At 71.3% G+C, this 20481-nt stretch carries 16 protein-coding genes and 5 tRNA genes; 12 read left to right on the top strand and 9 right to left on the bottom strand.

Annotated elements, in window-relative coordinates; genetic code table 11:
- Positions 1-77 precede the first annotated feature (77 nt).
- From ABTY59_RS23100 to ABTY59_RS23090, 3 genes are all read left to right on the top strand, one after another.
- Entirely contained in the window at positions 78-2399 is a 2322-nt protein-coding gene (locus ABTY59_RS23100; protein WP_352020944.1) for a polysaccharide lyase 8 family protein, read from the top strand.
- 153 nt (positions 2400-2552) lie between these two features.
- Positions 2553-4136 (top strand): acyl-CoA carboxylase subunit beta, encoded by a 1584-nt coding sequence (locus ABTY59_RS23095; protein ID WP_352020888.1) that lies wholly within the window; start codon positions 2553-2555, stop codon positions 4134-4136.
- A 14-nt stretch (positions 4137-4150) separates the two neighbouring features.
- Positions 4151-4345 carry an acyl-CoA carboxylase subunit epsilon gene (locus ABTY59_RS23090; protein WP_352020887.1) on the top strand — a complete coding sequence of 65 codons (195 nt, stop codon included), beginning with the start codon at positions 4151-4153 and terminating at the stop codon, positions 4343-4345.
- A gap of 130 nt (positions 4346-4475) precedes the next feature.
- Here the strand turns inward: ABTY59_RS23090 and ABTY59_RS23085 are convergent, their stop codons facing one another.
- From ABTY59_RS23085 to ABTY59_RS23050, 8 genes are all read right to left on the bottom strand, one after another.
- Positions 4476-5057 carry a GTP-binding protein gene (locus ABTY59_RS23085; protein ID WP_015036414.1) on the bottom strand — a complete coding sequence of 194 codons (582 nt, stop codon included), beginning with the start codon at positions 5055-5057 and terminating at the stop codon, positions 4476-4478.
- On the bottom strand, positions 5038-5586 hold the full coding sequence (locus ABTY59_RS23080) for a DUF742 domain-containing protein (protein WP_352020886.1): 549 nt from the start codon (positions 5584-5586) through the stop codon (positions 5038-5040). Before ABTY59_RS23080 ends, ABTY59_RS23085 begins: the two co-directional genes overlap by 20 nt.
- A gap of 91 nt (positions 5587-5677) precedes the next feature.
- Positions 5678-6091: a roadblock/LC7 domain-containing protein gene (locus ABTY59_RS23075; RefSeq protein ID WP_026057603.1), complete on the bottom strand. Its 414-nt coding sequence runs from the start codon at positions 6089-6091 to the stop codon at positions 5678-5680.
- Positions 6092-6098: 7 nt separating this feature from the next.
- Positions 6099-9341: a sensor histidine kinase gene (locus tag ABTY59_RS23070; RefSeq protein ID WP_352020885.1), complete on the bottom strand. Its 3243-nt coding sequence runs from the start codon at positions 9339-9341 to the stop codon at positions 6099-6101.
- A 339-nt stretch (positions 9342-9680) separates the two neighbouring features.
- The gene (locus ABTY59_RS23065) at positions 9681-10262 is read right to left on the bottom strand and encodes a GTP-binding protein (protein ID WP_017235981.1); all 582 of its coding nucleotides are present in this window, start codon (positions 10260-10262) and stop codon (positions 9681-9683) included.
- Complete coding sequence (locus ABTY59_RS23060; RefSeq protein ID WP_024756254.1) at positions 10243-10647, bottom strand: DUF742 domain-containing protein; 405 nt, start codon at positions 10645-10647, stop codon at positions 10243-10245. The genes ABTY59_RS23065 and ABTY59_RS23060 overlap by 20 nt, the downstream gene beginning before the upstream one ends.
- Before the next feature lie 163 nt (positions 10648-10810).
- Positions 10811-11224: a roadblock/LC7 domain-containing protein gene (locus tag ABTY59_RS23055; protein ID WP_030496942.1), complete on the bottom strand. Its 414-nt coding sequence runs from the start codon at positions 11222-11224 to the stop codon at positions 10811-10813.
- A gap of 9 nt (positions 11225-11233) precedes the next feature.
- Complete coding sequence (locus ABTY59_RS23050) at positions 11234-15070, bottom strand: sensor histidine kinase (protein WP_352020884.1); 3837 nt, start codon at positions 15068-15070, stop codon at positions 11234-11236.
- A 567-nt stretch (positions 15071-15637) separates the two neighbouring features.
- On the opposite strand from ABTY59_RS23050, the gene ABTY59_RS23045 reads away from it, so the two are divergent.
- The 9 genes from ABTY59_RS23045 (at position 15638) to ABTY59_RS23005 (ending at position 19641) form a co-directional block, all read left to right on the top strand.
- On the top strand, positions 15638-15841 hold the full coding sequence (locus tag ABTY59_RS23045) for a hypothetical protein (protein ID WP_352020883.1): 204 nt from the start codon (positions 15638-15640) through the stop codon (positions 15839-15841).
- Positions 15842-15983: 142 nt separating this feature from the next.
- Positions 15984-16769 carry a fumarylacetoacetate hydrolase family protein gene (locus ABTY59_RS23040; protein WP_093873918.1) on the top strand — a complete coding sequence of 262 codons (786 nt, stop codon included), beginning with the start codon at positions 15984-15986 and terminating at the stop codon, positions 16767-16769.
- Positions 16762-18237 (top strand): glutamate--tRNA ligase, encoded by a 1476-nt coding sequence (gene gltX, locus ABTY59_RS23035; protein ID WP_352020882.1) that lies wholly within the window; start codon positions 16762-16764, stop codon positions 18235-18237. Before ABTY59_RS23040 ends, gltX begins: the two co-directional genes overlap by 8 nt.
- 61 nt (positions 18238-18298) lie before the next feature.
- A complete protein-coding gene (locus tag ABTY59_RS23030) occupies positions 18299-19021 on the top strand; it encodes an HAD family hydrolase (protein ID WP_352020881.1) in 723 nt (240 codons plus the stop codon).
- 96 nt (positions 19022-19117) lie between these two features.
- Positions 19118-19189: transfer RNA gene (locus ABTY59_RS23025), tRNA-Gln, on the top strand.
- A 40-nt stretch (positions 19190-19229) separates the two neighbouring features.
- A tRNA-Glu gene (locus ABTY59_RS23020) sits at positions 19230-19302 on the top strand.
- 61 nt (positions 19303-19363) lie between these two features.
- A tRNA-Glu gene (locus ABTY59_RS23015) sits at positions 19364-19436 on the top strand.
- 22 nt (positions 19437-19458) lie between these two features.
- Positions 19459-19530 (top strand) — tRNA-Gln (locus ABTY59_RS23010).
- A gap of 35 nt (positions 19531-19565) precedes the next feature.
- Positions 19566-19641, top strand: a tRNA-Glu gene (locus tag ABTY59_RS23005).
- A 123-nt stretch (positions 19642-19764) separates the two neighbouring features.
- Here ABTY59_RS23005 and ndgR read toward each other — a convergent pair.
- Complete coding sequence (ndgR, locus tag ABTY59_RS23000; protein WP_005311436.1) at positions 19765-20481, bottom strand: IclR family transcriptional regulator NdgR; 717 nt, start codon at positions 20479-20481, stop codon at positions 19765-19767.

The raw sequence follows: 20481 nt of genomic DNA, 5'->3' as shown, positions 1-20481 counted from the left end.
TTGATTGCGTCGGGAACAGGGTGTTACACCGGGCGCCGACCGGTCTCCACCACTTCCCCCGGGAGGCTCCCGTGTCCCTGCCCCTCTGGTCCCGCCGCACCTTCCTGAGCACCACGGCCGCCGCCGCGACCGTCCTCGCACTCGCCCCCTCCGCCCACGCGGCGGAACCAGGGGACGAGTTCGAGGCGCTGCGGCTCCGCTGGCTCGACCTCCAGCTCGGCTCCGGCTTCGACGCCGGGGCCGAGCCCTACGCCGGCCGACTGGCCGAGACGGGCACGCTCGCGCGCGCCTTCCGCGCGAGCATGGCCGCCACCCCCGCCTCGCTCTGGCCCGACGCCCCCTTCGACCCCCCGGCCGGCATCACCCAGAGCTACAGCCGCCTGTGGACCATGACCCAGGCGTACGCACAGCCCGGCACCGGCCTCACCGGCGACGAGACCCTGCTCGCCGACGTGCTGCGCGGCCTCGACCACCTCTCCGCCACGGTCTACCGGGCGGGCGCCCCGCGCTACGGCAACTGGTGGGAGTGGCAGATCGGTTCGCCCCGCCTCCTCATGGACGTCGTCGCCGCGCTCCACCCCCGGCTCGGCGCCGAGCGCGTCGCCGCCGCCTGCGCCGCCGTCGACCACTTCGTGCCCGACGCGGTGCTCCTGGACTACTCCGGCACCTCCACCGGAGCCAACCGCGTCGACCTCTGCCGCTCGGTCGCCCTGCGCGGGGTCCTCGGCGCGAACCCCGCCAAGATCGCCCTCGCCCGGGACGCCCTCTCGCCCGTCTTCCCGTACGTCACCCAGGGCGACGGCCTCTACGCCGACGGCTCCTTCGTCCAGCACACCTGGGTCGCCTACTCCGGCACCTACGGGCAGGTGATGCTCGACGGCCTCGGCCGGCTCTTCTCGCTCCTCGCCGGCTCCACCTGGGCCGTCACCGACCCGAACCGGCAGATCGTCCTCGACAGCGTCGAGAAGGCCTACGCCCCCTTCATCTACGACGGCCTGATGATGGACAGCGTCAACGGGCGCGCCGTCAGCCGCGGCTACCTCAAGAACGACGACCGGCGGATCATGCGCTCCGACCACTTCCACGGCCAGGGCGTCATCGCCGCCGTCGCCCTCCTCGCGGGCGGCGCGTCCGCCGCCGAGCGGGAGCGGTGGCACGCGCGCGTGAAGGGGTGGATCGAGCGCGACACCGTCTCCCCGATCCTCGCCGCCCGCCAGTTCGGCGTCGCCGACCTGGCCCGGCTGCACGCCGTGGCCGCTTCCCCCGTCGCCGCCGCCCCGGAACCCACGGGACACCGGCTCTTCGCCGCCATGGACCGGGCCGTGCACCGCCGCCCCGGCTGGGCCGCGAACATCTCCATGGCCTCGAACCGGATCACGTACTACGAGTGCGGCAACGGCGAGAACCCGCGCGGCTGGCACACCGGCGCCGGAATGCTCTCCTGGTGGACCCCGGACCTCGGCGACCAGTACACCGACTGGTTCTGGCCCACCGTCGACCCGTACCGCCTCCCCGGCACCACCGTCTCCACCAAGCGCCTCGCCGACCGGGCGGGCGGCGAATGGGGCGCGCCCAAGCCGGCCGTCCGCTGGGTCGGCGGGGCCACCGACGGCGAGTACGCGGCCGTCGGCCAGCACCTCAAGGGCCTCGGCTCCACCCTGGAGGCCCGCAAGTCCTGGTTCTGCGCGGCGGACGCGGTCGTCTGCCTCGGCGCGGGGATCACCGCGGCCGACGGCGTGCCCGTCGAGACGGTCGTCGACAACCGCCTCCTGGGGGAGGCGGGCACCCAGACCCTCACCACCGGCGCCGGCTGGGCCCACCTGGAGGGCCACGGCGGCTGGGTGTTCCCGGACGGGACGGGGAACCTCCGCACCCTGCGCGAGGACCGCACCGGCGCCTGGAGCGACATCAACACCACCAGCTCCACCGAGCGCCGCACCCGCCGCTACCAGACCCTCTGGCTGGACCACGGCACCGACCCGGTGGCCGCCTCCTACGCGTACCTCCTGATGCCGGGCGCCTCCCGGCGGACGCTCGCCGCGCGCGCCGCCGACCCCGGCTGGCTGCACGTTCTCGACAACACCGCCGAGCGCCAGGCGATCGCCGTCCCGTCCCTCGGACTGACCGCGGCGAACCTCTGGCAGGCCGGTACGGTGGGAGCCCTCACCCTCACCGCGCCGGGGAGCGTCCTCGTCCGCCGCCGCCGCTCCCTCCTCGACCTGAGGGTCTCCGAGCCGCTCCGCACGGGGCAGCCGCTGGAGCTGGTGTGGAACCGTCCCGTCCGCCGGGTGGTCCGCCACGATCCCTCGGTGGAGGTCCTCGCCACCGGGTCCGCGCTGCGGCTGCGGATCACCCCCGGTACCGGCGGTGCGACCCATGGTTGCGAGGTTCTCGTCTAGGTCTATGTCGAGACCCCACAAACACGGGGGGTGCCTGGCTGTTGACTCGGGCTGGACGGGCGAGGGTTCTGTCCAGCCCCACCAGGATTCGACACGCGAGACTGTACGGAGTCGACGGCGGGGTTTTCTTGTGTGACTTCGTAGGGTCGACACATGACCGTTGTGGACCAGATCCCGAGCGAGCCCGCCGACGCCCGTGGCCGCGTGGCCGAGCTGCACGTCCTGCGCGAGCAGGCGCTGCGTGGCCCGAGTGACCGTGCGACCGAGGCGCAGCACGCGAAGGGCAAGCTGACCGCGCGCGAGCGCATCGAGCTGCTCCTCGACCCGGGTTCCTTCAACGAGGTCGAGCAGCTCCGCCGGCACCGCGCCCAGGGCTTCGGCCTGGAGGCCAAGAAGCCCTACACCGACGGTGTCATCACCGGCTGGGGCACGGTCGAGGGCCGTACGGTCTTCGTCTACGCGCACGACTTCCGGATCTTCGGCGGCGCGCTGGGCGAGGCCCACGCCACCAAGATCCACAAGATCATGGACATGGCCATCGCGGCCGGTGCCCCGCTGGTCTCCCTGAACGACGGCGCCGGCGCCCGCATCCAGGAGGGCGTCTCCGCGCTCGCCGGCTACGGCGGCATCTTCCAGCGCAACACCAGGGCCTCGGGTGTCATCCCGCAGATCTCCGTGATGCTCGGCCCCTGCGCCGGCGGCGCGGCCTACAGCCCGGCGCTCACGGACTTCGTCTTCATGGTCCGCGAGACCTCGCAGATGTTCATCACCGGTCCGGACGTCGTCAAGGCGGTCACCGGCGAGGAGATCACCCAGAACGGCCTCGGCGGCGCCGACGTGCACGCCGAGACCTCGGGCGTCGCGCACTTCGCGTACGACGACGAGGAGACCTGCATCGCCGAGGTCCGCTACCTCCTGTCGATGCTCCCGCAGAACAACCGCGAGAACCCGCCGACCGTCGCCTCCGAGGACCCGGCGGACCGCCGCTCCGACGTCCTCCTCGACCTCGTGCCCGCCGACGGCAACCGCCCGTACGACATGCACAAGGTCATCGAGGAGCTCGTCGACGACGGCGACTACCTGGAGGTCCACGAGCGCTGGGCCCGCAACATCATCTGCGCCCTGGCCCGGCTCGACGGCCAGGTCGTCGGCATCGTCGCCAACCAGCCCCAGTCGCTGGCCGGCGTCCTCGACATCGAGGCCTCCGAGAAGGCCGCGCGCTTCGTCCAGATGTGCGACGCCTTCAACATCCCGATCATCACCCTTCTGGACGTACCCGGCTTCCTGCCGGGCGTCGACCAGGAGCACGGTGGAATCATCAGGCACGGCGCGAAGCTGTTGTACGCGTACTGCAACGCGACCGTGCCCCGGATCTCCCTGATCCTGCGCAAGGCCTACGGCGGCGCCTACATCGTGATGGACTCCCAGTCCATCGGCGCCGACCTGACGTACGCCTGGCCCACCAACGAAATCGCGGTCATGGGCGCCGAGGGCGCCGCCAACGTCATCTTCCGCAAGCAGATCGCGGAGGCCGAGGACCCCGAGGCCATGCGGGCCCGCATGGTCAAGGAGTACAAGGCCGAGCTGATGCACCCGTACTACGCGGCGGAGCGAGGCCTGGTCGACGACGTCATCGACCCCGCCGACACCCGCCAGGTGCTCATCAGGTCCCTCGCGATGCTCCGCACCAAGCACGCCGACCTGCCGTCCCGCAAGCACGGCAACCCGCCTCAGTAAGAGGAGTCATCCACGTGACCAGCCCTGCCAACCTTCTCCGCGTCGAGAAGGGCACCGCCGAGCCGGAGGAGCTCGCCGCCATCACGGCGGTCCTGCTCGCCCGCGCGGCCTCCCAGCCCACCGAGACCGCCACCCACGGCCGCACCACGGCCGGCTGGCGCCGCCTGGAGCGCGAGCACGGCTTCCGCGCCCCGCACAGCTGGCGCTGACGCCACCGCCGCACGCAAGGGCCCCGCACCGATCGGTGCGGGGCCCTTCCGCGTCTCCCCGGACGCGGCGGCACGAAGGCCCCGCACCTTCCCGGGTGCGGGGCCTTCGTCACGTCCAACCCGTCAGGGACTACCGCAGGCGGGCCATCAGAGCGTGCTCCACCAAAGTGATGAGGGCGCTCTTGGCGTCGGCGCGGTGGCGGGCGTCGGTGGTGATGATGGGGGTGTCGGGGCCGATCTGGAGGGCCTCGCGGACCTCCTCGGGCTGGTAGGGCTGGTTTCCGTCGAAGCCGTTGAGGGCGATGACGAAGGGGAGGCCCGAGTTCTCGAAGTAGTCGACGGCGGGGAAGCAGTCGGCGAGGCGGCGGGTGTCGACGAGGACGACGGCGCCGATGGCGCCGCGGACCAGGTCGTCCCACATGAACCAGAAGCGGTCCTGTCCGGGGGTGCCGAACAGGTACAGGATCAGGTCCTGGTCGAGGGTGATGCGGCCGAAGTCCATGGCGACGGTCGTCGTCGTCTTGTCGCCGGTGTGGGTGAGGTCGTCGATGCCCGCGGAGGCGGACGTCATGACGGCTTCGGTACGCAGCGGGTTGATCTCCGAGACGGCGCCGACGAACGTGGTCTTGCCCACGCCGAAGCCGCCCGCCACCACGATCTTCGCGCTGGTGGTTGAACGGGCCGCGCCGCCGCTAGAGCTTGCGAAGTCCACTGAGCACCCTTTCGAGCAGTGTCACGTCTGGCTGACCGCCGGCGGCCTCGTCGCCGCCGGGCTGGTGGATGGCGACGAGTCCGGCCTCGGCCAGGTCGGCCACGAGGATTCGGGCGACGCCGAGGGGAATGGAGAGAAGTGCCGAGATCTCCGCGACCGACTTGATCTCGAAGCAGAGCCGGCAGATCCGCTGGTGCTCGGGCAACTGCCCCTGCAGCCGGGCCGGATCGGCCGTCGTACTGACCAGCGCCTCGATGGCGAGCTGGTAGCGCGGCCGGGTCCGGCCGCCGGTCATCGCGTACGGACGCACCAGCGGGTTGTGCCCGCCGGAGCCGCCCGCGGCGGACGCACCGCGCGAGGCGGCCGGCGAACCCGCGGCCGAGGGGACCTGAGGCTGCGTGTAGGGCTGCGACACGCCCTGTCTGCTCGGGGCGGAGGGAAAGTTGAACCGGTTCTGCGCGCTGTCGCCCAGTGGCGCCTGATGCGCGTCATATCCGTTGTAGGGGCTCGCGCCCGGGGGTGTACCCACGTCTCCTCCTCCGACTGCCTCGCGGTCCATGTCCCTTGAACCGCGCCACCGCACCCTACGGGGCGGTGGCACGAAACGCACTGTCCGTCTGTTAGTTGAGAAGACTTCCCTGAAGTTCCGCCCGGAGGTCGGGGGTCAGAACGGTGCCCGCGCGGTCCACGAGCAGGGCCATCTCGTAGCCCACGAGGCCGATGTCGGCCTCCGGGTGGGCGAGCACGGCCAGCGAGGAGCCGTCCGAGATCGACATGATGAAGAGGAAGCCGCGCTCCATCTCCACCACCGTCTGGTTGACCGCACCACCCTCGAAGATCCGGGACGCGCCCGCGGTCAGCGAGGTCAGTCCGGAGGCGACGGCCGCCAGCTGGTCGGCGCGGTCACGAGGGAAGCCCTCGGACATCGCCAGCAGGAGTCCGTCGGCGGAGACCACCACCGTGTGCGACACCCCGGGGGTGTTGTCCACGAAGTTGGTGATCAACCAGTTCAGATTCTGCGCCGCCTGGCTCATGCTCACACTAACGCTCCTGGTTGTAGGTACTGCCCGGGCCGAGGCCCGATCCGTTCGTGTCCGTTCCCGCGCTGCGTCCCTGCTGGACACCCCGGCGCAGGTTGCTCAACCTGCCCCGGACGTCCTCGGGTGCGCGGGAGACCTGGGGGCCGCCCTGCGGGGTCTGCTCAGCCGTGCCCTCGACCAGGTTGGCCTTCGGGACCCGGCGGGGGAGACCGGACGAGGTGACCCCGCCCGCCTTGGGGTCCTTGAGCTTGCCGGCCCGCTGCCAGCGCTCGTCGTTGGTCGAGCGCCATTCCTCGGAGCCGTCGGCTTCGTTCTGCTGCTGCACCGGCTGCGCGGGCTTCGGCTGCTGCGGCGCCTGCGGCGGCACCTGCTGCGTCTGCTGGCCGACGCTGCCGCGGCGCGGCAGACCGGCGTCGGTCAGCGCGTGTCCGGCGTCCGGGGCGGGACTGGAGGTCGGGCCCGGACGGTCGAAGCCTACGCGGTCGGGGGCCTGTTCGGGAGCGCTCGGAGCAGATTCCGATTCCGCTCCGAATGCCTGTCCGTAGCCAGCCTGGTAAGCGCCCTGATCCGACCACTGTGCCTGGTGGGACTGGGGATCGAACGCATTGCCGTACTGCTGGTGTTCGGTTTCCGGGGTCTCGTACGAGGCTTCCGCATAGCCCTGCTGCGGGTACGCCTCGTAGCCCTGCTCCGGGTAGCCGTAGCCGTCCTGCGCCGGGTAGCCGGCCGCGTACTCCTGGCCGTACTCCTGCGCCGGGTACTGCTCCGCCGGGTACTGCTCCGCCGGGTACTCCTGGGCCTGCTGCTGCCCGTACTCCTGACCCTGGTCGTACGCCGGGGTCTGGCCGTACTGCTGCTCCGCCGGCTCCGCCTCGTCGCGGAAGAGCGGACGGTCGCCGCCCTGCGCCTGGGCCTCCAGGGCAGCGCGCCGGCCCTCGCGCTGGAGCGAGCGGTTGACCGGGTCGAGCTCGCGCTCCTCCTCGGCCGGCTGCTCGTAGCGCGAGTCGTCGAAGCCGAGGTCGGCCGCGGTGAGCATCTGCTGCTGCGGGGCGGGCTCGAAGGCGTTCTGCAGCTGCTGCTGCGGAATGATCTGCGAGACCGTGAAGTCGTCCTGGAGCGGCTGCTCGCCGCCACCGCCGTGCGTGATCGCGTCCGGCAGCATGACGAGCGAGGTCGTCCCGGCCTGCTCGCCCGAGGGGCGGAGCTGGACCCGGATGCCGTGCCGGTCGGCCAGCCGGCCGACCACGAAGAGGCCCATGCGCTGCGAGACGGCGGCGTCGACGGTCGGCGGGTTCGCCAGCTTGTGGTTGATGTCCGCGAAGTCCTCGGCGGTGAGGCCGATGCCCTTGTCGTGGATCTCGACCATCACGCGGCCGTCGGGGAGACGGGTCGCGGTGACGCGCACCTTGGTCTGCGGGGAGGAGAACGTGGTGGCGTTCTCCAGGAGCTCGGCGAGCAGGTGGACGAGGTCGGTCACGGCCTGGCCGTGGATCTCGGCCTCCGGGACGCCGGCCAGCTCGATGCGCTCGTACTGCTCCACCTCGGAGGAGGCGGCGCGCATGACGTCGACCAGCGGGACCGGCTGGTCCCAGCGGCGGCCCGGCTCCTCGCCGGCGAGGACGAGGAGGTTCTCGCCGTTGCGGCGCATACGGGTGGCCAGGTGGTCCAGGCGGAAGAGGTTCTCCAGCTGGTCCGGGTCGGCCTCGTTGTTCTCCAGGTCGGTGATGAGGGTCAGCTGGCCCTCGATCAGCGACTGGTTGCGGCGCGAGAGGTTGGTGAAGATCGCGTTGACGTTGCCGCGGAGCATGGCCTGCTCGGCGGCGAGCCGGACGGCCTCGCGGTGGACCTGGTCGAAGGCGCGGGCGACCTCGCCGATCTCGTCCTGCGAGTCGATCGGGATGGGCTGGACGCGGGTGTCGACCCGGCCCGGCTCCGTCCGGGAGAGCTGGTCGACGAGCATCGGCAGGCGCTGCTCGGCGATGCCGAAGGCGGCGGTGCGCAGCTGGCGCATCGAGCGGCTCATCTGGCGGGCCATCATCCCGGCGAGGATGAAGGCGGCGAGCAGGGCGACGACGACGATGCCGCCGTTGACCCAGGCGTCGGTCTTGGCCTCGTCGGAGATGTCCGCGGCCTCGGTCACGGCCTTGTCGACGAGGGTCTTCTCGACCTCGCTGTAGCCGTCGAACTTGGCGGTGGCGACGGCCATCCAGGTCTCGGGCGTGATCTGCTTGCCCTTCAGGGCAGCGATGCCCTCGGCGCTCTTGGCGGTGCCGATCGCGGAGGCCACTCCGGAGTAGACGGAGCCGTCCTTGCCCTTGGGGAGCTCGACGCCCAGCGCGGACATCTTCTTCTCGCCGTCGGCGGCCTTGCCGGCCATGACCTTCTTGAGCAGCTCGACGTCCTCGGGCAGACCGCCGGAGTTGAACTCGCCGAGGGCGATCTGCTCCAGGTAGTTGTACGAGTTGAACGCCACGGACTGCTGCGCGAAGACCTTGTCCTGCGCGCTGGGCCGGACCAGGAGCTGCGTGCCGATGGAGCGCTGGAGGGACTCCGCGCCCTTGGAGAGCTGGATGGCGTAGACGGTCCGGCCGTAGCTGGTGATGTTGCCGGTGCCCAGACCGAGCTCGTTGGAGAACTCCATCAGGTAGTGCTGCACGCCCGTGTAGCCGAGCTGGGTGTTCACCGGGTCGAGAGAGCGGGTGTAGGCGGCCTTGCGCAGCGCCTCCAGCTTGGGCTCCTCGTCCTGGAACAGCCGCAGGCGGCGCTCCAGGCCCTGGCCCGACGGCATGTCCTTGACGGCCTCGTCGAACTTCGCCTTGGCGGCGTCGGTCGCGGCGTACGCCCGGGTGACGTCGTCGACCTTGCGGTCCTCGGGGGTCTTCGCGGCGAGCAGCGGCGCGGCCGTGAGGTCCCGCTCGTTGAGCAGCGCGGTGCTGTACTCCGAGGCGGCGCGCACGATGAGCGCCGTCTTCTCGGCGTCCTGCGCCTCCTGCCAGGTGTCGATCGCCGACTTCACCTGGAAGCTGCCCATGACGAGGCCGACGAGCACGGGTATGCAGAGGATCGCGTTCAGACGGGTGGGCACCCGCCAGTTGCGGGGCGACAGCTTGCTGGAGCTTCCCTGGGGCGCCTCGACGGGGGGTGGCGTCACGGGCACGTCCGCGGGCGACACCGCCGTACGCGACGGCGGCGTGAAGTTGCCCCGCGTCTCCTGCTCCGCGGAGCTTTCCTTGCTTCGCCTCACTCGACCAACAACCTCTCGGCGTCGGCACCTACGTTGTGCCGGTGTTTCGTTCAGGGCCGTACTACTCGGGAGTTCATGAATTGCAGCACGTGAAGGGTGTCCCTTCCAAACAGTGGGAAGCGGCCCCTTTCCGTGGTCCAGGCCTCACATAAAACGGGCATAAAGAGCGAGCCCCGCCAAATGGCGGGGCTCAGGTGAGCGCAGTGACACCGATCGGATGCGTCGGGTGTCCGAGGCGCCCCAATTCTCTGTCGAAATGTTATGAACCCGAGGGCGGCCGTGTCGAAGGACACAGACCGCCCCGGCAGGGGCATATGACAACTGCCCTGGCGCGTCCCTTTACTTGAGCCGTGCCATCAGGGCGTGCTCGACGAGCGTGATGAGGGCGCTCTTGGCGTCGGCGCGGTGGCGGGCGTCGGTGGTGATGATGGGGGTGTCCGGGCCGATCTGGAGGGCCTCGCGGACTTCCTCGGGCTGGTAGGGCTGGGCTCCGTCGAAGCCGTTGAGGGCGATGACGAAGGGGAGGCCCGAGTTCTCGAAGTAGTCGACGGCGGGGAAGCAGTCGGCGAGGCGGCGGGTGTCGACGAGGACGACGGCGCCGATGGCGCCGCGGACCAGGTCGTCCCACATGAACCAGAAGCGGTCCTGTCCGGGGGTGCCGAACAGGTACAGGATCAGGTCCTGGTCGAGGGTGATGCGGCCGAAGTCCATGGCGACGGTCGTCGTCGTCTTGCCACCCGTGTGCGTCAGGTCGTCGATGCCGGCCGACGCGGACGTCATGACGGCTTCGGTACGCAGCGGGTTGATCTCCGAGACGGCGCCGACGAACGTGGTCTTGCCCACGCCGAAGCCGCCCGCCACCACGATCTTCGCGCTGGTGGTCGATCTGGCCGCGCCGCCGCTAGAGCTTGCGAAGTCCACTGAGCACCCTTTCGAGCAGTGTCACGTCCGGCGTGCCGCCGGTCTCTCCGTTGCCCGGCTGGTGGATGGCCACCATGCCGGCCTCCGCCAGGTCGGCCACGAGGATCCGGGCGACGCCGAGCGGCATCGACAGGAGGGCCGACACCTCGGCCACCGACTTGACCTCGCGGCAGAGGTGGCAGATCCGCTGGTGCTCCGGCAGGAGCGTGGCGAGGTGTGCCGGGTCGGCCGTGGTGCTGACCAGCGCCTCGATGGCGAGCTGGTAGCGCGGCCGGGTCCGGCCGCCGGTCATCGCGTACGGACGCACCAGCGGCTGGTCGCCCTCGTATCCGTACTCGTCGACTGAGGCGCCGTACGGATCGTGAGAGGCGGGGGGCGGGGTCATGAATCCTCCGGGCGTGACAGCAAGACATCTGCCGTCTGATGGGGCCGGTGGGGGGCCGGGTGGGGCGGCCGGACGATGAACAGTGCCCAGAGCGGTACGGAGGGGCGTACCGCCCTGCGGTTCGGTCGGTGCGGACGGGTGGGGTGTGTCCGCTGTGCGGGACCTAGTGGAGGAGGCTGCCCTGGAGCTCCGCACGGAGATCCGGGGTGAGCACGCTGCCGGCCCGGTCGACCAGCAGCGCCATCTCGTAGCCCACGAGGCCGATGTCGCACTCGGGGTGTGCGAGCACGGCCAGCGAGGAGCCGTCCGAGACGGACATCAGGAAGAGGAAGCCGCGCTCCATCTCCACCACGGTCTGCGCGACGGGTCCGCCCTCGAAGATCCGGGACGCGCCCGCGGTCAGCGAGGTCAGTCCGGATGCGACCGCCGCCAGCTGGTCGGCGCGGTCGCGGGGGAATCCTTCGGACATGGCCAGCAGGAGTCCGTCGGCGGAGACCACCACCGTGTGGGACACCCCGGGGGTGTTGTCCACGAAGTTGGTGATCAACCAGTTCAGATTCTGCGCCGCCTGGCTCATCGCGTTCAACTAACGCTCCTGCTGATGGTTCGGACCGAGGTGGTGGCTACCCGTGGTCGAGTTGCCGGCCTGGCGGCCCTGCTGGATACCGCGGCGCAGATTGGTGAGCCGGCCGCGGACGTCGTCGGGTGCACGCGAGACCTGGGGGCCGGCCGTGTGGGCCTGCTCCTGTGCGGTCCCGGGTACGAGGTTGGCCTTCGGCACACGGCGCGGAAGACCGGAGGTGGTGACGCCGCCGGCCGCGGGCTTGCGCACCCGCTCCGCCTGGCGCACCAGCTCGTCGTTGGGCGAGGTCCGCCAGGCGGCCCCGCCGTTCTGGCGGCCGTCGGCGGCCGGGTCACCGGCCGGACGGGGCGCCGGGGCGGACGGCTGCGACACGACCGGGGTCTGCGTCGTCTGCGTCGGGTCCGCCTGCCGCTGACCCTGCTGGGCCTGCTCCTGCTGGTACCAGTTGGTCTCCAGCGTGTCGTACAGCGGCGTGCGGCCGTCACCCGAGCCACCGGCCGGCGGCAGGGCCTCCGGACGGCGCGGCTGCTGGAGCTGCTGCGGCTGCTGACGCGCCGGCTCGGCCGGGCGCGGGGCGCCGAAGTCGTCGCCGGTCCGCTGGCGCGGCGCCGGGGCCTGCGGGGCCTGCTGCTGCGCCTGGGGCACGTAGGGCTGCCGGCCGAACTGCTGCTGCTGGCCGCCCTGGTACGCCGGGGCCTGGGGAGCCTGCGGGGCCTGGGGCGCCTGCGGGACCTGGGGCGCCTGGGGCGCCTGCGGGGCACCGAAGTCCGGGCGCGGGAACTGGCCGGTGGAGCCGGGACCCTGCGGGGCACCGAAGTCCGGGCGCGGGAACTGCGCCGTCGACGCCGGGTCCTGGGCACCGCCCTGGTACGCCTGCGGGGCCTGGGGCTGCTGGGGACGGCCCTGCTGCGGGGCGCCGAAGTCCGGGCGCGGGAACTGGCCGGTGGAGCCGGGACCCTGCGGAGCCGCCGGCCCGCCGAACGGGCTCGCCGCCTCGGGCTCCTCGTGGCCGCGCGGGGCGTCCAGCGGGGACATCTCCTGCTGCGGGCGCCGCACCGGCTGCTGCTGCGGGTCGTTGCCCCAGCTCGCGGCCTGCGGGCGCTGCTGCTGCGGGTTGCCGCCGGGCAGCTCGGCACGCGGGAAGTCGTACCCGCCCTGCTGGGCGCCCTGCTGCGGCTGCGGCTGCTGCTGCGCGGGGGGCCCGGCCTGCGGCGCCGGCTGCTTGCCCCACACGTCCGTACGGGACGGGATGGCGCTCGCGGCGCCGCCGATGAGGCCGCCCCCGCCGGGGCCCGGACGCATCGGGTCGGCCGACTGCGGGGCCTGCGGGGCCTGCGGGGCCTGGGGGATCTGCGGCAGCTGGCCGGTCTGGTCCAGCTGTGCGTTCTGCGGCTGCGGGGCGCCCTGCGGGCCGCCGGCGAGCGGGGCACCGTCACGGGCGGGCAGCGCGGCCCGGGGAGCACCCGCGCCGACCTGACCGCGCCCGGCACCGGCACCGGCGCCGAGCCGGCCGGCCGCCGAGGACGGGGCGCCGCCCTGGCCCGGACGTCCACCGCCGGGGCCACCGGCCGCGCCGGGACCGCCGGGGAGACGGCCGCCGGGGGCGGAGGCGCCCTGCGGCATCGCGCCCTGGCCGCCCGCGCCCGGCTTGGGCATGGGCTTCTTGCCGCCCTGGGCGACGTCGACGGGGAGCATGACGAGCGCGGTGGTGCCGCCCGAGTCGGACGGGCGCAGCTGGATGCGGATGCCGTGTCGCAGGGACAGGCGGCCGACCACGAACAGACCCATGCGGCGGGAGACGGAGACGTCCACGGTGGGCGGTGAGGCGAGCCGCTCGTTGATCGCGGCGAGGTCCTCGGGGGAGAGGCCGATGCCGGTGTCGTGGATCTCGACGAGCACGCGGCCGTCGGGCAGCGCGTGACCGGTGACCCGGACCTTGGTCTGCGGGGAGGAGAACGAGGTGGCGTTCTCGAGCAGCTCGGCGAGGAGGTGCACGAGGTCGTTGACGACGCGGCCGGCGACCTCGGTCGCCGGGACCGCGGCCAGTTCGATGCGCTCGTACTGCTCCACCTCGGAGGCGGCGGCACGGAGGACGTCGACCAGCGGGACCGGGCGGGTCCAGCGGCGGCCCGGCTCCTCGCCGGCGAGGACGAGGAGGTTCTCGCCGTTCCGGCGCATACGGGTCGCGAGGTGGTCGAGCTTGAACAGAGAGGAGAGCTGGTCCGGGTCGGCCTCGCGGGACTCCAGCTCGGAGATGAGCGAGAGCTGACGCTGGATGAGGCCCTGGGAGCGCCGCGAGAGGTTGGTGAACATCGCGTTGACGTTGCCCCGGAGGAGGGCCTGCTCGGCGGCGAGGCGGACGGCCTCGCGGTGCACGTCGTCGAAGGCCGCGGCCACCTGGCCGATCTCGTCCCGGGAGTGCACACCGACGGACTCGACGGAGGTGTCGACGTCCTGCGGGTCGGACTCGGACAGCTGCTTGACGAGCTCGGGCAGCCGGTCCTGGGCGACCTTGGTCGCGGTGTCCTGGAGCCTGCGCAGCGAGCGGATCATGGACCGGGCCACGACGAAGGCGCCGATGAGCGAGACGCCGAGGACGAGGAGGATCAGCGCACCGTTGATGATGGCGTCGCGCTGCGACTCCTGCTTCAGCTCACGGGCCATGGTCTCCATGTCACCGAGCAGACCTCGCTCGATGCGGTTCATGGCGGCGATCTTGGTGCTGTACTCGTCGGTGAAGTTGAGGTGACCGCGGCGCATCTTGGCGATCGCGTCGTCGGAGTTGAGCACGCGCTCGGCGTACTTGTTGGCGGCGTTGATCGAGGGGTCGCCGCTGTTCAGCGACTCGGTCCGCTCGGCGGCGTCGCCACCGGTGGACTCGTAGATCGCCTGGAAGGACTTGAGCTCGACGCCCTCACTGTTGAGGGCGGCCTCGCCGTAGAGGCGGTCACCCTGCTGGAGCTTGCCGGGGGAGCGGTCGTTCGGGGGGAGCGCGGCCGCGATGATCGCCTGCTGGATGGAGGCGTACTCCTTGGCGGACGAGAACGCGGCGAGCGCGCGGGTCCGCTTGATCATCTCGGGGTTGCTGGTCGCCTGCGCCATGTCCTGGGACAGGCTGAGGAGCGAGCGGATGAGGCGGCTGTACGCCTCGACCGTCACCGAGTGGGACACGCCCTTCTCGTAGGCGGCGCCCCGGATCGAGTGGAGCTCGGTGACCTGGGAGGCGATCTGGCTGACGTTCTGCCGGATGCTGCGCAGGGCCTCGTCACCGTCGGTGGCGGGGATCTCCTCGGTGGCGTCGAGGAAGGCCTTGTACTCGCGGTCCGTCTTCCGGCGCGGGTTGGCGACCTGGTAGTCGCTGACCGGGCGGCCGTTGGCCAGCGGGCCGGCGGAGAGGTCGCGCTCGGCCTGCAGGGCCTGCGCGAGGTCGGTCGCCTCACGGGTCAGCTTGGTCAGCAGCTGCATGTGGTCGAGCTGCTCCATGTCCTGGAGCGAGTCGCTGATGCGGATGCCGCCCAGGGTGGTCGCGGCGACCACGGGGAGGGTGAGGAGCGCGACCAGGCGCGTGGAGATGCGCCAGTTGCGCAGGGCTATTCGCGGCCCGACCTCGTTCTCGGCGCGGGCCTTGGGGGGTGCGGCGGATGCGTCGGCGGACGTGGCCGCGGCGCTGCCGCGCCTGCCGCCGTCGTCGCCGGACGGTCCCTGACCCTGGTTCGGGGTGTGCGAGGCCGAGGGACCGCGGTCGGTCCCGGCACGCGGTTCCTGCTCCGCCGGAGCATCCGCTCGGCCCTGACGGGCCTGGGCAGACCCCGAGCCATCCCTCTTGAAACGTCCCTGCACTAGCGTCGCAACCTCTGGACCAGGCGTCCTTCCGGGTGAGCGGAGAGGACGGTGTCGGTGTCGATCGGGGCGCGGGGAGCGCCCCAGGTGGTCGTCGGTGACCGGCGCAGTTCCCCCTTTCCCGCCACGCGGCCGGCGCTGCGTTGCGCCTCCTGCGCGCCGGCTTGAAACCCGCGGCGGTGCCGGAATTCCAGCACAGTGCCGGATCTCCAACAAGAGCCGCGTGTCGTGGCGGGAGGGGGATGACAACGTGTGCCCGTGACGTCACCCCTCGTAGAAGATGATCACGGAGGTTTCGGACTTTTCCGGTCCAATGGTCGGGCATCCCCGTGTGTCCCAGTCGACATGATCAGGAGCGGAATGGCTCATTCAGTGGGGGAATGTCCCTTTCCGTGGCGACCGGCCACAGCCCGTAATGCCCGGAATGTATCGCGTGTGGTGAGCAAACTCACACGCGAATCGTTGTCTCCGCCATGCATTCCAAGGGAATCGCATGTTTAGCCTGACGCTTTACACCCCTTCGCGCCCCTACGGGCGCCCGTCCCGGAACAAGGTCTGATCACCGCGATGAAGACGACGACGCTCCGCACCACGGCCAACCCCCGCCGCTCCACCCTCGTCCACCTCTCGGACGCCGCCGAACTCGGCCGGGGTGCCCAGCCGGAGTACGCGGTCGAGCTCCCGGGCAACACGGCCAACCCGCGCCGCACCGTCCTGATGCAGGCCCCCGCCCCGTACCAGCCCCAGCCGTACGCCACCGCGTCCCGCTGAGCCGTGACGCGGGATCACGCCCGCGTCACGCATGTCACCACCTTCCATCACCCCCGGTGATATCGCCGGTCGGCGGCCCCCTCGCCGCGTTAGCCTGGAGCGTCAGACTCCAGCCAGTACCAAGTGAGGGGCGACAGCACTCGTGCGCATCGCCAGATTCTCCATCGACGGCAATGTGGCCTTCGGCGCCGTCGAGGGCGAGGGAACCGTCGAGTCCGGCGGCCTCGTCCTCGACATCATCAAGGGCATCCCGTACACCGACTTCGAGCTCAGCGGCACCAAGGTCCCGCTGAGCAAGGTACGGCTCCTGCCGCCCGTGCTCCCCAACAAGGTCGTGGCCATCGGCCGCAACTACGCCGAGCACGCCGCCGAACTCGGCAACGAGGTCCCCGACGTCCCCGTCGCCTTCTTCAAGCCCACCACCTCGGTGATCGGCCCCGGCGACGCCATCGAGTACCCCTCCTTCTCCGACGAGCTGCACCACGAGGCCGAACTGGCCGTGGTCATCGGCCGCATGTGCCGCGAGGTCCCCCGCGAGCGCGTGAAGGACGTCGTCTTCGGCTACACCTGCGCCAACGACGTCACCGCCCGCGACGTCCAGCAGCGCGAGAAGCAGTGGGCCCGCGCCAAGGGCTTCGACACCTCCTGCCCCCTGGGCCCCTGGGTGGAGACCGACCTCGACCCGAGCGACCTGACCATCCAGGCCACGGTCAACGGCGAACAGCGCCAGCTGGGTCGGACGAGCGACATGATCCGCTCCATCGAGGACCTGGTCGTCCACATCACCGAGGCCATGACGCTGCTCCCGGGCGACGTCATCCTCACCGGCACCCCCGCCGGGGTCGGCCCCCTCAACGTCGGCGACGAGGTCGCCGTCACCATCGAAGGCATCGGCACTCTCACCAATAAGGTGATCAAGCGTGGCTAACGCGAACATCCGCGTCCGTTTCTGTCCCTCGCCGACCGGCAACCCCCACGTGGGCCTGGTCCGCACCGCCCTCTTCAACTGGGCCTTCGCCCGGCACAACCAGGGCACCATGGTCTTCCGCATCGAGGACACCGACGCCGCTCGCGACTCCGAGGAGTCGTACAACCAGCTGCTCGACTCCCTGAAGTGGCTCGGCCTCGACTGGGACGAGGGCCCCGAGGTCGGCGGTCCGCACGAGCCCTACCGCCAGTCGCAGCGGATGGACATCTACAAGGACGTCGCCGACAAGCTGCTCGCCGGCGGATACGCGTACCCCTGCTACTGCACCACCGAGGAGCTCGACGAGCGCCGCGAGGCCGCCCGCGCCGCCGGCCGCCCCTCCGGCTACGACGGCCACTGCCGCGACCTCACCGACGAGCAGAAGGCGGCGTACGAGGCCGAGGGCCGCGCCTCGATCGTCCGCTTCCGGATGCCCGACGAGCCGATCACCTTCACCGACCTGGTCCGCGGCGAGCTGACCTTCACCCCGGAGAACGTGCCGGACTACGGCATCCTCCGGGCCAACGGCGCCCCGCTCTACACCCTCGTCAACCCGGTCGACGACGCCCTGATGGAGATCACCCACGTCCTGCGCGGCGAGGACCTGCTCTCCTCCACCCCGCGCCAGGTCGCGCTCTACAAGGCGCTGATCGAGCTCGGCGTCGCCAAGGAGGTCCCCTCCTTCGGCCACCTGCCGTACGTGATGGGCGAGGGCAACAAGAAGCTCTCCAAGCGCGACCCGCAGGCCTCCCTCAACCTCTACCGGGAGCGCGGCTTCCTCCCCGAGGGCCTCCTGAACTACCTGTCGCTGCTCGGCTGGTCCTTCTCCGCCGACCAGGACATCTTCACCATCCCCGAGATGGTGGCGAAGTTCGACATCGCCGACGTCAACGCCAACCCGGCGCGCTTCGACCTCAAGAAGGCCGAGTCGATCAACGCCGACCACATCCGCATGCTGGACGTGAAGGCCTTCGCCGAGGCCTGCGAGCCCTGGCTCCGCGCCCCGCACGCCCCCTGGGCGCCGGAGGACTTCGACAGGGCCGCCTGGGAGGCCATCGCGCCGCACGCCCAGACCCGCCTCACCGTCCTGTCGGACATCACGGCCAACGTGGACTTCCTCTTCCTGCCCGAGCCGGTCTTCGACCAGCCCTCGTGGGACAAGGCCATGAAGGGCGAGCCCGCGGCCCTGCTCACCACCGCCCGCGAGAAGCTCGACGCGGCCGACTGGAGCGACCCCGAGTCCCTGAAGAACGCCGTCCTGGCCGCCGGCGAGGCCCACGGCCTCAAGCTCGGCAAGGCGCAGGCCCCGGTCCGCGTCGCCGTCACCGGCCGCACGGTCGGCCTGCCGCTCTTCGAGTCCCTGGAGATCCTGGGCAAGGAGAAGACCCTGGCCCGCATCGACGCGACCCTGGCGAAGCTCGCCGGCTGACCCGCGCCGTACGCACCGGTACCCCCGTCCCGCGCCCCGGGACGGGGGTACCGTCGTCTCCATGGCCATCCGCGCGGTGCTCTGGGACGTCGACGACACGCTCTTCGACTACGGGAGCGCCGACCGCGCCGGGATGCGGGCGCACCTCGCGGCCGAGGGGCTGCTCGGTGCGTGGGGGTCCGTCGAGGCGGCCCTGCTGCGGTGGAAGGAGCTCACGGAGCTGCACTGGCGGCGGTACGAGGCCGAGGGCGGGGACTTCCGGGAGCAGCGCCGCCGGCGGGTGCGGGACTTCCTCGGGCGCCCGGCGCTCACCGTCGACGAGGCCGACGAGTGGTACGACCGGTACGTGGTCCACTACGAGGCCGCCTGGGAGCTGTTCCCCGACACCGTGCCCGTCCTGGACCTGCTGGCTCGTGACTACCGTCACGGAGTTCTGTCCAACTCCAGCATCCACAACCAGGACCACAAGCTCCGCGCGCTGGGCGTGCGGGACCGCTTCGAGGCCGTGGTGTGCGCCGCCGAGCTCGGGGTGGCCAAGCCGGCCCCGGAGGCCTTCCACGCCGCCTGTGACGCCCTTGACCTGCGGCCCCACCAGGTGGCGTACGTCGGGGACCAGCCGGACATCGACGCCCGGGGGGCCGTGGAGGCGGGGCTGCGGGGGATCTGGCTGGACCGCGCGGGGACCGGCGGGAGGCCCGAGCTGACCCGGATCACCGACCTCCGCCAGCTGCCCGCGGTGCTGGCTGCGGATACGCGTTTTGGAGCACCGTCCACCTTCGGGTAATGTTCTTTCTGCGCCGAGGGGAACGGGCCGAAAGGCCGGAAAGCCCCGGAAGCGCAAGCCGAGCAAGATCCCTTCTCGAAGGTGATCACGTTCCGGTGGCCTATGGTGTAATTGGCAGCACGACTGATTCTGGTTCAGTTAGTCTTGGTTCGAGTCCAGGTAGGCCAGCTCGCAGAGCTCATCTGCAACCGTGGATGGCATCCACAAAGCCCCCGTTGTGTAGCGGCCTAGCACGCCGCCCTCTCAAGGCGGTAGCGCCGGTTCGAATCCGGTCGGGGGTACAGATCCTTCCCGCGGGGTCACTTGGGTAGCTCCCAGTGGCGCCGATGCAGGATCGCTAGGGCCCCCGTTGTGTAGCGGCCTAGCACGCCGCCCTCTCAAGGCGGTAGCGCCGGTTCGAATCCGGTCGGGGGTACGACGCTGGTCTAACCACGTATTGGTCTATGGTGTAATTGGCAGCACGACTGATTCTGGTTCAGTTAGTCTAGGTTCGAGTCCTGGTAGACCAGCTCGGATCTGCGGCGGAGACGCCCGCATGATCCAAGCCCCCGTTGTGTAGCGGCCTAGCACGCCGCCCTCTCAAGGCGGTAGCGCCGGTTCGAATCCGGTCGGGGGTACCACACGGAGAAGCCCTTCCCTTCGGGGGAGGGCTTCTTCGCTGTTCGCCTCCCGGCGCGCACAACTCCGGCCCACCGCTGCGGCGTTGGAGCGGTGGGCCGGTACGAACAGGAGGGACGGAGGGCTCAGCCGTTGCGGCGGAGCGCCTCGGAGAGACGGGCGGCGGCGTCGATGACCGCCTGGGCGTGCATGCGGCCCGGGTGGCGCGTCAGGCGCTCGATCGGACCCGAGACCGACACGGCGGCCACCACGCGGTTCGAGGGGCCGCGTACGGGCGCCGAGACGGACGCGACGCCCGGCTCCCGCTCGCCGATCGACTGGGCCCAGCCGCGGCGCCGTACGCCCGAGAGGGCCGTCGCCGTGAAGCGGGCGCCCTGGAGGCCGCGGTGCAGCCGCTCGGGCTCCTCCCAGGCCATCAGGATCTGCGCGGACGAGCCGGCCTTCATGGTCAGCGTCGAGCCGACCGGGACCGTGTCCCGGAGGCCCGAGAGCCGCTCGGCCGCCGCCACGCAGATGCGCATGTCGCCCTGGCGCCGGTAGAGCTGGGCGCTCTCGCCGGTGACGTCGCGCAGATGCGTCAGAACCGGGCCCGCGGTCGCGAGCAGGCGGTCCTCGCCGGCCGCGGCGGCGAGCTCCGCCAGGCGCGGTCCGAGGATGAACCGGCCCTGCATGTCACGCGCCACCATCCGGTGGTGTTCCAGTGCCACGGCGAGACGATGTGCCGTGGGTCGTGCGAGTCCCGTCGCCGCGACCAGTCCTGCGAGGGTGGCCGGACCGGACTCCAGGGCGCTCAGGACAAGGGCTGCCTTGTCGAGAACGCCTACGCCGCTAGAGTTGTCCAT

Source organism: Streptomyces sp. NPDC096079, from assembly GCF_040303145.1.
GTDB lineage: Bacteria > Actinomycetota > Actinomycetes > Streptomycetales > Streptomycetaceae > Streptomyces.
This window is presented reverse-complemented; position numbering and strand designations above follow the sequence as displayed.

Excerpts from the sequence above, each read along its gene's own strand:
- ABTY59_RS23095 (WP_352020888.1), top strand. The coding sequence starts at position 2,553 with ATGACCGTTGTGGACCAGATCCCGAGCGAGCCCGCCGACGCCCGTGGC.
- ABTY59_RS23075 (WP_026057603.1), bottom strand. The coding sequence starts at position 6,091 with ATGAGCCAGGCGGCGCAGAATCTGAACTGGTTGATCACCAACTTCGTG.
- ABTY59_RS23060 (WP_024756254.1), bottom strand. The coding sequence starts at position 10,647 with ATGACCCCGCCCCCCGCCTCTCACGATCCGTACGGCGCCTCAGTCGAC.
- ABTY59_RS23055 (WP_030496942.1), bottom strand. The coding sequence starts at position 11,224 with ATGAGCCAGGCGGCGCAGAATCTGAACTGGTTGATCACCAACTTCGTG.
- ABTY59_RS23045 (WP_352020883.1), top strand. The coding sequence starts at position 15,638 with ATGAAGACGACGACGCTCCGCACCACGGCCAACCCCCGCCGCTCCACC.
- ABTY59_RS23030 (WP_352020881.1), top strand. The coding sequence starts at position 18,299 with ATGGCCATCCGCGCGGTGCTCTGGGACGTCGACGACACGCTCTTCGAC.
- ndgR (WP_005311436.1), bottom strand. The coding sequence starts at position 20,481 with ATGGACAACTCTAGCGGCGTAGGCGTTCTCGACAAGGCAGCCCTTGTC.